Below are 13467 nucleotides of genomic sequence, written 5' to 3' on the forward strand. Positions count from 1 at the left end.
ATTTTAAGTAGAAAGAGGTATCTGCTATGTGGAAAACAAAAGCAATCAATAGAGAACTTCCGCCAGGAGCAGGAAAGCAGAGAAGACAGAGAAGAGAAGAGGGAATGGCAATGCTGTTTCTTCTGCCAAGTCTCCTGGGTCTGGTACTTTTAAGTCTGATTCCCATGCTGATTTCCCTGTATATTTCTCTGACAGACTGGGTGTATACAGATGGACTTGGCAACTGGAATTTCGTAGGATTTCAAAACTTTATTAATCTGTGGAAAGACAGCTGGTTCCAGAAATCCCTTTGGAATACTGTAATCTTTACCATTGTCACGGTGCCGTTGACCATTATTCTGGCACTGGTTATTGCAGCGCTGATTGATAATTTCTGCGCTGACAGAACCGCAGGTGTGGTGCGAATTGCCCTTTATATGCCGCATATCTGTAACATCGTAGCAACATCTACCATTTGGAAAACGATGTATTCCACCTATGGTCCTTTTACAAATCTGATGCGGGCACTAGGCTGGAGCGATCCGCCAAGGTTCCTGGTAAGTTATACCTGGGCACTGCCGGCGATCATGCTGGTTGTTATCTGGGCGAAGATTGGATATTCCGTATTTTTGTATGGGGCAGCCATGCAGTCACTGCCTTCCGATCTGTACGAATGTGCATCTCTGGATGGAGCAAACGGATTCCAGAAGTTCCGGAAACTGACGATTCCACTTCTGGCAAATACTACTTTTTTTATCACTATTACAAGTATTATCAGCAGCTTCCAGGTATTCGGTTATATCAATGTCATGACCGGAGGCGGACCGAAGGATTCCACCTACGTGCTGGTATATTATATTTATAAACTGGCGTTTGACTATCACAAGACAGGGTATGGTTCTGCAGTGGCAGTTGTCCTTTTCCTGATCTTACTGATTATTACCATTATTCAATATGTTCATAATAATAAACAAGATTAAGGAGGCGGGAAAATGGCAAATACAAAAGTTGTAGGAAGTAACACTCCGAAAAAGAGATTTTTCCGATTTCTTATGGTGATTTTGATTATCGGACTCTGCCTGCTGATGCTTTCTCCTTTTATCTGGATGATTGGAGCATCTCTCAAAAAAGAAGCCGATGTTATGAAACAGGGAGTTGGATTATTCCCCACCTATTGGTATCCCCAGAACTATTTACGAGTACTTGGGTTTGCGGGAAAGACAAATTATCATTTTTTACAGGGTTACTGGAATTCTATCAAGGTAGCTGCCATCTCTGCAGCGGTGGCGGGAGTCAGCAGCTGCCTGGCAGGTTACGCCTTCGCAAAACTGAAATTCCGAGGCTCTAATGTGCTGTTTTTATTGTATTTGTCCCAGATGATGATTCCCTCTCAGTTAACATTGATTCCGAGGTTTGTAATTTTCTCAGCGGTTGGTCTGGTGAATACGCACTGGGCGCTGATTTTACCCAAAGTCGTGGCAGTAAGCGCTACTTTTATGATGCGTCAGGCATTCTTAGGAACATCTGAGGAGTTGCGGGAAGCTGCTAAAATTGATGGTGCCGGGGAATTTCGTATTTTCTATCAGATAATGGTACCCATTATAATTCCCACCATTGCAGCGGTATGTACCACACAGTTTGTAAGTTCCTGGAACAGTTACATGGATCCCCTGATCTTTATCAATAAATCGGTGCTTTATACCCTGCCCCTGGTGCTGGATAACTTCGTAAGCATGGAAGCAACGCAGTACGGACTGATGATGGCAGCCTGCTGTCTGGCGACGGTTCCTGTATTCATTGTGTTCCTGTGCGGACAAAAATTCTTTATTAAAGGTCTTACCGTAGGTGCGGTAAAGGGTTAAGGCATGAAACGAAAAACAAAGGGCTATATTGTAGCAGTCATCAGTATTTTATTTTCAGTATTCCTCATTGTCCTAGCGCTTGCTCTGAGCAATCTGGCAAAGGGCGATACCAGAGAGCGGTCACAGGATACGGCAGACTACCGGAAGTGGTCAGTGCCGGAAAAATATACCCATTTTCTGATTTTTCCGGAGGAAATTCCGGCAGAAGCAGAAGAAGTGGAGTATTACTACCAGTATGAAAGTGGATGGGACAGACCTATGAGCCAGATTTATCTTTCCTACCGGTTGAATGAGAATGCTTATGCGACAGAACAGGAGAGACTTTCTTCTCTTAACTATACGGATCGTACCGGAGAGAACAGGTCTGTGGAATATGACACGACATCTTTCGGGTATCCTGCTTATGTCACCATTGCCGGATATGATTTCTGCTATGAGTACGCGTTGTTGAATGAAAAGGAACACACGATTGTATACATCTACGCCATGAACACCGTGTCAGATGATTTACAATTTAACGATGAATTTTTACCAAATTATTACATGGAGAATTTTGATGACCTAGCATATCAGGGAAAAGATCATTTTACCATATATGGAGGATATGACGAATGAATCTTCGATTTGAGAAAAAACACTATGACGTGATCGTCGTAGGTGGCGGAATGGCAGGCTTATGTGCTGCCATTGCCGCAGCGAGACAGGGCGTACATACGGCACTCATTCAGGCACGTCCCGTACTGGGAGGGAATGCTTCCAGCGAAATCCGTATCCATATTTCCGGTGCGGACCAGTCATTAAAACAGCCGGATTATGCAGAGGGTGGCCTGCTCTATGAGCTGATGTTGGAAAATAAGAAAAACAACGAACAGTTCAGCTATTCCGTGTGGGATATGGTGCTGTTTGAAAAAGCAAAGGAAGAAAAGAATCTGGAAGTCTTTTTTAACACAGTCATGTATGACTGTGAAACGAAGGATGATAGAATTGTTTCCATTTACTGTGTACAGGAAACCACGGAGATGCGCTATCAGTTATATGCACCGGTTTTCGTAGATGCTACGGGAAACGGGACACTGGGATATTATGCAGGAGCTGAATACAGAAAGGGAAGCGAACCACAATCTGAGTTTGGAGAATTGCATGCCCCCCAGCAGCCCAACAACTACCGCATGGGAAATTCCATTTTATTAAAAGCAAAGGATATGGGACATCCGGTGAAATTTACGCCGCCATCTTTTGCTAAAAAACTGACGGAAGAGCAGCTAGCGAAACGTATCCACTGCGTTCAGATGAGAGATACCATCAATTGTGATGATTCGCCCAACCCGGAGGAGTATAAGCGGACCTCCATGACCAGCAGTGCCTGTGTGGATTATGGTTACTGGTGGTTGGAGCTTTGTGGCGATGGAGAGGATATTATTACAGAGTATGAGGCGATTCGTGATGACCTCATTGCCTATGCTTACGGTATCTGGGATCATATTAAAAACAATAAGGAAGGAATCCACGAACACCATGCAGAAAATTATGCGCTGGAATGGGTGGGAGCACTGCCCGGTGTGAGAGAAAGCCGTCGTCTGGTGGGAGATTATCTGCTGTCAGAAACGGATATTCTGGAGCATAAAATTTTCGAAGATGCAGTCTGTTACGGCGGATGGTGTGTGGATCTTCATGCGCCGCACGGACTATTGGATTTCAACCTGCTTCCTTCTGACTGTAATTTTTATGACGGCGTATACACGATCCCTTATCGCTCTTACTATTCGAAAAATATTAAGAACCTGTACATGGCGGGAAGAGATATCAGTACCACCAGACTGGGACTGGCAAGCACCAGAATCATCGGATGCTGCGCCATTGGAGGTGAGGCAGTGGGGATTGCTGCTGCTCTGTGTAATAAATATGCCTGCGATCCGAGGGAGCTGGCACCTCATGTAAAGGAATTACAGCAGCTCATCCTGAAAGAGGATGGTTTTCTGCCGGGCTTTAAGAATGAGGATGAAAAAGATCTGGCACTTAAGGCAAAAATCACCGCTTCTTCCTGGGAGCAGGGAGGCGAGCCGGAGAAGGTGGCGAACGGCATCTCCAGAAAGCTTGGAGAGGAACAGAATGGATGGGTTACGAAGCCCGGAGAGTGTCTTATCATGAAATGGGACGAGACGAAAGAAATCCGGGAAATCCGACTGACTTTTGAATCCAACTTTGCATATCCAATCCGCGTGACTATGGCACCTTTACGTCAGGCACAGCAGCGAAACGGTGTACCTGAGGAGTTGGTAAAAGATGTAAAAATCGAACTGTACCGGGAAGGCAAAAAGACGGGAGAAGCATTTGTAAAGGATAATTACCAGCGCCTGTGCAGTGTGGGAATCGGTGATGTCCCGGCAGACGAGATTCGTGTGATCCCGGAATCCACCAATGGAGCGGAACAGGCTGTCATTCATGAAATCCGTGTGTATGCAAAATAATATTTTTTACCTGTGATGCAAAGTCGGCAGGTCATAGAAAGGCAGGGGTATTATTATGAGAATATCGACATCAACAGGAACTTGTGGCAGTGTTTTTTGGACACAGAAAATGTATTATTCCTGCGAGCAGGCAATTGAATCTATTGCAAAGGCAGGTTTTGACGCCATTGATTTATGCTTTGTAGCATACGGAAGAAAGGGACTTCCCATGGATGCTCCTGACTGGAGAGACTGGGTAAAGCGGCAGAAGGAAAATTGTGATAAGCATAATCTTCCTGTGACCCAGGCACATGCGCATTATTATAGTGTGGCAGAAAGCATGAAATTTACAGCGCTGGACTGGGAAGACAATATCGGCAGGATCAAGAGAGATATTGAGGCAGCAGGTATGTGTCAGGTGCCCTGGCTAGTCATTCATCCGGATTCCGTCAATGATGAAGCGGGATATTCCAGGAAAAAATCTCTGGCAAGTGAGACGGAGCGTTTTAAGCGCTTCGGCGAACTTGCGGCGAAATATGGAACCGGAATTGCCATCGAGAACATGGTAGACCATCTGGGTATTGGATATGGCAGACGTTTTGGATGTAATGCTGAAGACCTGTTGGAGCTTCTGGATAAGTTAAATGCGGATGACATATTCGGTATCTGCTGGGATACCGGACATGCAAATCTGGCACAGGTCAACCAGCCAGCAGCGATCCAACAGATAGGCAGCCGTTTAAAGGCATTACATATCAACGACAACCGTGGTGAGAAGGATGATCATTTGCTGCCTTATCTGGGATATGTAGAGTGGACACCTCTGCTGAAGAGCCTGGCAGATGTGAATTACCAGGGAGATTTCACCTACGAAATTCACAATTTCACAGGTGGAATGAGCCCGGAGATTCATCAGCAGGGCGTGGAGTTCTCTGTACTGGTAGCGAGACAGATGGTCAGTGAAATCGAAAAAGGAATGAAAGAAAAATAAAATGGAAACAGGCAAAATGCGACTTTGCGGACAACAGGCAGTTTGGAACTATGAGGAAGAAAACGGGATCCTTACCATCCAAGGTGTGGGAGCCATGGAGGATTATACAGAACCGGAACAGGTGCCCTGGAATTCTCTCATGCAGGAAATAAAAGTCGTGGTGATCCGGGATGGAATTACCACAGTGGGAGATTATGCCTTTGCCGGTTGCAGCAATCTGCAGGAGGTTACCCTGCCGGGCTCTGTGGAGATCGTGGGTGTATTCAGCTTTAAGGGTTGTACAGGACTGAGGGAAATTGTCATTCCGGAAGGTGTCAGGGTGCTGGCATCCAAGGCATTTCAGTTCTGCAGTGCATTAAAAAAAGTTTATCTGCCGTCTACTCTTATAGACGTGGATATGCGGGCGTTCGGAAAATGCGAATCTCTGGAGGAAGTTTTCTATCAGGGAAGTGAGGAACAGTGGGAGCAGATCATGATCAGCCGGTCTGCATCCGATAATCAATATCTGGTGCAGGCCAAACGGCATTGCCTGGGAACGCCGGGGACAGAAACACCGGAAGTCAGATCCAAATCACCGGATCGGTATGAACAGATTATTTTGAAGGTCAGAGAGGTACTGGATCAGGGAGGAGACGGGAAATTCTACATTTTGGTACCCAAACTGTGGGAGCCGGGGATTCGGGCGAAAAGCGGTGACAGTACCTTGCTTGTTTTCCCTGACGGGCAGACTATGCTTATCGATGCAGGTTTTGTGGAGTGTGGAAAGCACGTGGTATCTCTGTTAAGAGATCTGCATCTGACTTCCCTGGACGGAGTGGTATTATCCCACAGCCATGATGACCATGCGGGAGGGTTGCAGCAGGTTGCGGAATATATATACAGCCAGGACGGTGGTTATATTAGCTGTTATTATCGTTCCGCATTTGTAAACAGTCAGCGGGAAAAGGCATTTTTTGACTATATCCGGGCGAAAGGAGCCAGAACTGTTACGGATGTAAAGGAAGGCTTTCACATGAGCATAGGTGGAGTGGACATTGCAGTCTACAATCCGGAAGAAGCCCTTGTGGAAAGCTGTACCGGCGCTGAGGAGGATCTGAACAATTTATCCCTTCTGATGAAATTTACTTATGGGAAGTCAACATTTTTAACCAGCGGGGATTTGTATCGTGATAAGGAACTGGAACTGATTGCCCGCTATGGAGAAGCGCTAAAGGCGGATGTGATGAAAGCGAATCATCATGGAGCCCATACTTCCAACAGTATGGAGTGGGTGGATGCCATATCACCGTCTGTGATATATGCCTGTGCCGATGATATGGGAAGTACTCCTTTTGCCTGGAAGATGGCAGAAAAACATATCCGATATTACAGCACTTGCCTGAATGATTTGCTTTGTATCCGCCTGGATGCGGAAAAACATGTGGAGGTTATGTCCCGGTTTGACAGGAAAGGTCTCGGACTATTGTAATGGCAAATGCCGGAAAGTGTGTTGGGATGAGAGAAGGAGTAGCGCAGTATCTGGGAAAAGCAAGAAAATGTAGCTGTGGTCGTGTTCACGAGACCCCGTTAAAACGTGTCGTGATTGAACAGGATGCTCTGCAGAAAGTTCCAGGTATTTTGGAGGAATTGGGTTATCATAGGGTATTCCTGGTGGCGGATCAGAATACCTGGAAGACAGCAGGAGAAGCTTTGGAACAGGAGTTAGTGGAAGCGCAGATTGCCTGTGAAGCACTGGTATTTTCGGAGCAGGAGCCGGTTCCCGATGAGAGTCATTTAGGAGAAATTCTGACCGCCTGTCCCCTGGAGACGGAAATCCTGCTGGCGGTGGGTACGGGAACCATCAATGATATGTGTAAATATGTCAGTTTTCGGTTGAAACTGGATTATATGATCGTAGCTACCGCCACCAGTATGGACGGTTTTGTATCCGTGGGTGCAGCTCTGATGCTTAACCATGTAAAGGTGACCAAAGATGCCCACGGCCCGGTGGCAGTCATTGGTGACACCAAGATTATGGCGGAGGCTCCCATGGAACTGATCACCGCCGGACTGGGGGATGTGCTTGGAAAATATACCTGTCTGCTGGACTGGAAACTTTCTCAGATGATCAATGGAGAATACTACTGCGATTATGTGGCGGACATGGTGCGCGGTGCGGTGGAAACGGTAGTGGAACAAGGTGCACAGATTAAAAAGAGAGATCCGGAGGCAATTCGGAGTCTGATGGAAGCTTTGGTGGTTACGGGAATTGCCATGTATTATGTGGGAAATTCCAGACCGGCATCCGGCTGTGAGCATCATTTGTCCCATTTTTGGGAGATGCGTTTTCTCATGGAAGGCAGAAAACCGGTCCTGCATGGCACCAAGGTAGGTGTCGGAATGATCATTGTCACACAGATGTATCATATGCTGGCACAGGAAACGGTGGATTTTGCCGCAGCACAGAAAAAGGAGCGGAAAGTATCCGACTGGGAACAGAAGATAAAAACAAGCTACCTGGATGCCGCCGAAGGAATCCTGAGACTGGAACAGGAATACGGAAAAAATAATATAGAGCAGCGAAATCAGAGGCTGCAGATTATTGAAAAACGGTGGGAGGATATCCGGCACACCATTGAAGAACAGCTTCCGGCGACAGAGCAGTTGATTGCATTACTGCAATCTTTGGATGCGCCCTATTGTCCCTGCCAGATCGGTCTCCCCATAGAGATGGTACAGGAGGGAATCGAGGTTGGTAAAGAGGTGCGGAACCGTTATACCCTGCTACAGCTTTTGTGGGATTTAGGTTTGGAAGAGACTTACAGTAAACAGATAAGAGCCTGGTTGGAAGAACTGGAGAAAAGAGGATGACCATGGAACAGATAAAAAAAGATGTGGTAGTGGTAGGCGGAGGTCCCGGTGGATTTGCGGCGGCAGTGACCGCAGCACGGGCAGGAGCTCAGGTCCTGCTGGTGGAAAGAAACGGTTATCTGGGTGGTCAGCTGGGAAGCGGACTTCCGTTTTTGGCATTCTGGGATATTAAGGGCAGACAGGTGGTGGGCGGTATTGCCCAGGAATTTGTGGACAGGCTGGAGCAGGCGGGAGCATCCTATGGACATGAATATTGCCCGCATCATCAGTCAGTTACACTGATACATCCATTCTACTCCAGAATTCTGTGCTTTGAGATGGTAAAGGAAGCAGGAGTGGAGCTTCTCATGCACTGTGAGCTGGCAGATGTGAAAATGAAGGACGGAAAAATCCGGTCCATTATTGTGTCCGGCAAGGGACAGCACATTGAAATTACCGCAGACGTGTTTATTGATGGAACCGGAGATGGTGATTTAGGTGCATTAAGCGGAGCGACAATAGAAAAAGGAAACGAAAACAATGTGATGCAGCCGCCTACCCTGATGTTTAATCTCGGCGGTGTGAATTTTGAGGAGTTTTGCGATTTTATCGAACAACATCCGGAGGAACTGCCCTATGATGTACTGGACAATATTGCCCAGGGATATAATGCGGATTTCTTCCGGAAGACCAAGAGTTTTATTTTCCTGGGGATGCATCATCTCCTGGAGGAACTTCGGAAAAAGGGCGAATGTCCTGTGGACCGTGAGACTGTTATTTTTATCCGTCAGCCTATGCCGGGACAGGTAGCCGTGAACACGATCCGTCTGTTGAATTTTGACGGCTCCAATCTGCATGATTTAAGCAACGGGGAAATGGAAGCTCACCTGCAGATTCCGAAACTTGTGAAGATGTTCCGGGAAAATGTGCCCGGTTTTGAAAACTGTTATCTGGATTCCATCAATGCTTCCATTGGCGTCCGGGAGAGCCGGAGAATCAAGGGTATCAAGATGCTAGATCATCACGATGCAGTGGCTGGGAAAAAGCCGGAGGACAGTATTGCATTATGTGGATACTTTATTGATATTCATAATGGTGCAGGTGCCGGAACGTATCGTGTTACCATTGAAGAGCCTTTTGGAATCCCCTATGGATGCCTGGTGTCTGCGGATATTCCCAACCTGATGATGGCAGGAAGAGATATCAGCGTGGATACAATCACCTTTGGTTCCACTAGAATCATGAATGAATGTATGGCAGTGGGACAGGCAGCGGGAGAAGCGGCTGCAATGGCAATAGCATCCCATTGTGAGCCGGAAAAGGTAGATGTGGCAGAACTTCGCAGACATTTACTAGAACAGAAAGCAATTTTGTCTGTATAAAACCGTAATATAAAATAATAAGAAAGACCGGTACAGTTTGCAACAAAAGACTATTCCGGTCTTTCTTGCTAAATATGTACGTACAATAACGCATGTTTTACTTAAAACGATAAAATACATGCTTTATATGTATTGACATATTATACAAGTGAGTATATAGTGAGAACTACAGAATTATGGAAGAAGCAATTCTTAAAAAGAAAAAGAATGGAGGATAAAAAATGAAACTCGCAACATCAACTAACATTATGGATTTTGATGATAAGAGACCTTATCAGATTCCCATTGACGTGTCCACCAGGGCTTGTGCAAAGGCGGGATATAAATATGTAGATGCATGTCTTTGCAGCCATTGCAGGGAAGGACAGCCCTTAAGAGGAGAGAACTGGGAAAAATGGATTGCGGATACCGCAGCACTGGCAGAAGAACTCGGTGTGAAATACATCCAGGCACATGCCTACTGGACCATTGGAAATGCATTTAATGCGGATCTGACCCGTTCGGACGGAGAGCTGGGAGAGGAGCTTATGCGACGCAGTGTCCTGGCAGCAGAAGCATTGGGAGTAAAGTGGATGGTAGTTCATCCTTACACTGTAAGACGTAACGGCGGCGGTTATGATTACAGAAAATCTTTTGAATATAACAAAGAATACATGAAGCATTGGGGTGAAATTTTTGCGGATCATCATGTGGGAATGGCTATCGAAAATATGACAAAGCCTACCCATTACGGCAGCTGTGCGGAAGAACTGCTGGAGCTGATTGATGTCATTGACAATCCGAATGTACAGATATGTATTGATACCGGTCATGCAAATATGGTGGGTCTGAATGTTCCCGATATGATCCGTCAGGTAGGATCTCATCTGAAGGCTACCCATATTAACGATAATTACGGTATCAAGGACGAGCATTTCTCACCGTTTAACGGAACGATTCCCTGGAAAGAGGTAGTGCAGGCTCTGCGGGATATTGATTATCAGGAATGTTTTGCTTTTGAAACACACCATCTTACCAGTATGTATCCCAAGGAGGTACAGCCGTATCTGGTAGATTTCTCTTATGCGCTGGGAGAATATCTTCTGAAGCTGTAATTATGTTATTTGTAATAAGGAAAGTGCTGTAAAACAGCAGATATTTTAAAGGATAACGAAGGCCGGTACAGTCCGCGACAGGTGACTATGCCGGCCTTTCTTATATGGAAGTATGAAAGGAGAAATACATATGCAGAACTTTGCGAATTATTTTGCTGAATTTACGAATGGAGCCATAGCTTTGCGGCTGCTGCTGGCGGCTGTATTGGGTTGTGTGATCGGACTGGAGAGAGCGACGAAGCATCATCCGGCAGGAATGCGGACCTTCGCATTGGTATGTATCGGAGCGGCGGCTTCCGCTGTCGTCAATATCTACCTTGGGACAGCCCTGGGCGTTGGAAGTACAGATATGGGACGTATTCCCGCCGGCGTGGTCAGCGGTATCGGTTTCCTGGGGGTGGGAACCATCATTATTACCGGGAAAAATCAGGTCAGAGGATTGACAACGGCTGCCGGATTGTGGACAACGGCAACCCTTGGAATTATGTTGGGATCCGGAATGCTGGAGGTCAGTCTGATGATGTTTGCACTGATCATTGTCACAATGTTCGGAATTGCCAGAGTCAGTCGTGTGCAGGAGCAGTACAATCGTTACATTGGTCTGTATATGGAAATTGATAAGTCAATGACAAGGGGAGTCTATGACTATATCAATGAGTGTGGATATGAGCTGAGTTCTGTGGAGAAAAAGAGAGATAAGACCTTAAAGGGATCCGATATTGTCCTTACAATGATGCTGGATCTGAAGAAAAGAAGAAATCATGCAGAGGTTTTGTCGGAAGTGAGTCAGATAGAGGGTATTCATTATCTGGAAGAAGTATAATTTGAAGTATATTTGTATGGTTTTAATGCAGAAAAAAGGCGATTTTCCTATTATGTCACTAAATATTACAGACATTTATAGCATAAATTTTAAAATATGTATTGACATATTGCATGCATAAGCATATTATATAGACATAAGTTACAACATAAAAGGTGAACGAAATGTCAGAGAACAGAAAAGTTAAAAAAGCTGAATATGATGTTGTAGTAATCGGTGGTGGAATGGCTGGCATCTGTGCGGCACTTGCATCTGCAAGACACGGAGCCAGGACAGCGTTGGTGCATGACAGACATGTACTGGGAGGAAATGCATCCAGTGAAATCCGAATGCATATCTGCGGAGCATCCGAGAATCTTGCGAAACCGGAGCTTGAAGAAAGCGGAATTCTCCATGAAATCATGCTTGACAACAAGAGCAGAAATGATTATTTTAATTATTCGATCTGGGATATGGTATTATTTACCGCAGTGAAGAGTCAGCCACATCTGACAGTGTATCTGAGTACCGCGATGGAGGATTGCCGGATGGAAGGCAATGAGATCCGTGAAATCGACGCATACCAGCTCACGACAGAGACACATTGGCAGATCAGAGGGAACATATTTATTGACTGTACTGGCAATGCGACCCTGGGATATTATGCAGGAGCGGAATATCGTACCGGCAGCGAGGGAAGGGCAGAATTCAATGAACCGGATGCGCCGGAACAGGCCAACAATGACCGTATGGGAAATACGCTGTTATTCAAGGCGGTGGACAGAGGACATTCGGTGAATTTTAAACGACCGAAGATCGCCAGACATTTTACGGAAGAGGAACTCAAATACAGAACACACTCTGCCGTGCACGAAGCTAAGACAAAGGGAGATGTGGATAAGGCATACTTACGTATGACCTCCTACAGTACCTCCTCTGTGGACTATGGATACTGGTGGATCGAGCTTCCCGGCAAGACAGAAGATATCATAGATGAGTATGAAGAAATCCGTGATGAGTTGGTGTCTTGTATCTATGGGGTATGGGATCATCTGAAAAACGGTGGTGACCATGGAGCCGAGAACTATGATCTGGAATGGGTCGGTATGCTGCCCGGTGTCAGAGAGAGCAGGCGTCTGGTAGGAGATTATATATTAAATGAAAATGATGTCTTATCCAACAGGGTATTCGAGGATGCTGTAGCATACGGCGGCTGGGCGATGGATATCCATACTCCCGGAGGTCTATATGATTTTGATGAACTTCCTTCCAGAGTTGTCAGCTTTGACGGAGCCTATACGATTCCGTACCGGTCATATTGCTCCAGAAATATTCCCAATATGATGATGGCGGGACGAAATATCAGTGCTACCAAAATGGCAATGGGATCCACAAGAGTTATGGGAACCTGTGCCATAGGAGGACAGGCAGCGGGAACTGCAGCGGCACTTTGCATAAAATATCACTGTGGTCCGAAAGATATGCCGGAGCACATGAATGAATTGCAGCAGCTTTTGCTGAAGGATGACTGTTATATTCCGGGTTATCGCAATACCGATCCGCAGGATCTGGCGAGAACCGCGCAGATCAGTGCGACTTCTGCCAGAGAAGGGTTCACTCCGGAGAAAGTGATCAACGGAGTGTCCAGAGATGAAAACGGAATTCGAAATATGTGGAGCTCCGATGGCATAAGCCCGGAAGGAGAGACGTTAACCTTAAAGCTTGCCTCGGTGAAAAAAGTATCCCAGGTCAGACTGACGTTTGATTCCAACTTTAATTATCCGATCAAGATTACTTTATCGAAGAAACGTCAGCTCCAGCAGAGGATAGGAGTACCTCCCGAATTGGTAAAAGATTACACTGTGACACTCTGGCGGGGAGAACAGAAGATGGCAGAACAGAAAGTGACAGAAAATGACCAGAGACAGAACGTTGTAACCTTTGAGCCTACGGAATGTGATAAAGTAACCATTACGATTCATACCACCAATGGGGAAAAAGACGTACATATTTATGAAGTAAGGGTGTATTCCTGAGAAAACTCAGGCTAACCATAGAAAACTAAAATGTAGGAGGATTAC

The 13467-nt window shown here is 45.9% G+C and carries 11 protein-coding genes; all 11 read left to right on the top strand.

Going from position 1 to position 13467, the window contains the following annotated elements; translation table 11 throughout:
* The first annotated feature begins 26 nt into the window (after nt 1–26).
* The 11 genes from DWZ61_RS12600 (at nt 27) to DWZ61_RS12650 (ending at nt 13422) form a co-directional block, all read left to right on the top strand.
* On the top strand, nt 27–959 hold the full coding sequence (locus DWZ61_RS12600; protein ID WP_243026411.1) for a sugar ABC transporter permease: 933 nt from the start codon (nt 27–29) through the stop codon (nt 957–959).
* 12 nt (nt 960–971) lie between these two features.
* Complete coding sequence (locus DWZ61_RS12605; RefSeq protein ID WP_243026412.1) at nt 972–1841, top strand: carbohydrate ABC transporter permease; 870 nt, start codon at nt 972–974, stop codon at nt 1839–1841.
* 3 nt (nt 1842–1844) lie between these two features.
* A complete protein-coding gene (locus DWZ61_RS12610; RefSeq protein WP_118538895.1) occupies nt 1845–2456 on the top strand; it encodes a hypothetical protein in 612 nt (203 codons plus the stop codon).
* Nucleotides 2453–4309, top strand: a complete 1857-nt coding sequence (locus DWZ61_RS12615; protein ID WP_118538897.1) for an FAD-dependent oxidoreductase — start codon at nt 2453–2455, stop codon at nt 4307–4309. The genes DWZ61_RS12610 and DWZ61_RS12615 overlap by 4 nt, the downstream gene beginning before the upstream one ends.
* 55 nt (nt 4310–4364) lie before the next feature.
* Nucleotides 4365–5279 carry a sugar phosphate isomerase/epimerase gene (locus tag DWZ61_RS12620; protein WP_118538899.1) on the top strand — a complete coding sequence of 305 codons (915 nt, stop codon included), beginning with the start codon at nt 4365–4367 and terminating at the stop codon, nt 5277–5279.
* 1 nt (nt 5280) lies between these two features.
* Nucleotides 5281–6747: a leucine-rich repeat protein gene (locus DWZ61_RS12625; RefSeq protein ID WP_118538901.1), complete on the top strand. Its 1467-nt coding sequence runs from the start codon at nt 5281–5283 to the stop codon at nt 6745–6747.
* Nucleotides 6748–6773: 26 nt separating this feature from the next.
* Nucleotides 6774–8129, top strand: a complete 1356-nt coding sequence (locus DWZ61_RS12630; protein ID WP_118538962.1) for a sn-glycerol-1-phosphate dehydrogenase — start codon at nt 6774–6776, stop codon at nt 8127–8129.
* A gap of 2 nt (nt 8130–8131) precedes the next feature.
* The gene (locus tag DWZ61_RS12635; protein WP_182427078.1) at nt 8132–9490 is read left to right on the top strand and encodes an FAD-dependent oxidoreductase; all 1359 of its coding nucleotides are present in this window, start codon (nt 8132–8134) and stop codon (nt 9488–9490) included.
* 221 nt (nt 9491–9711) lie between these two features.
* Nucleotides 9712–10584: a sugar phosphate isomerase/epimerase gene (locus tag DWZ61_RS12640; protein ID WP_118538905.1), complete on the top strand. Its 873-nt coding sequence runs from the start codon at nt 9712–9714 to the stop codon at nt 10582–10584.
* A gap of 130 nt (nt 10585–10714) precedes the next feature.
* Nucleotides 10715–11407, top strand: a complete 693-nt coding sequence (locus DWZ61_RS12645; RefSeq protein WP_182427080.1) for an MgtC/SapB family protein — start codon at nt 10715–10717, stop codon at nt 11405–11407.
* Nucleotides 11408–11571: 164 nt separating this feature from the next.
* Entirely contained in the window at nt 11572–13422 is a 1851-nt protein-coding gene (locus tag DWZ61_RS12650) for an FAD-dependent oxidoreductase (RefSeq protein WP_118538909.1), read from the top strand.
* Nucleotides 13423–13467: the final 45 nt, after the last annotated feature.

Source organism: Clostridium sp. AF34-10BH, assembly GCF_003478095.1.
Classification (GTDB): Bacteria; Bacillota; Clostridia; order Lachnospirales; family Lachnospiraceae; genus Acetatifactor; species Acetatifactor acetigignens.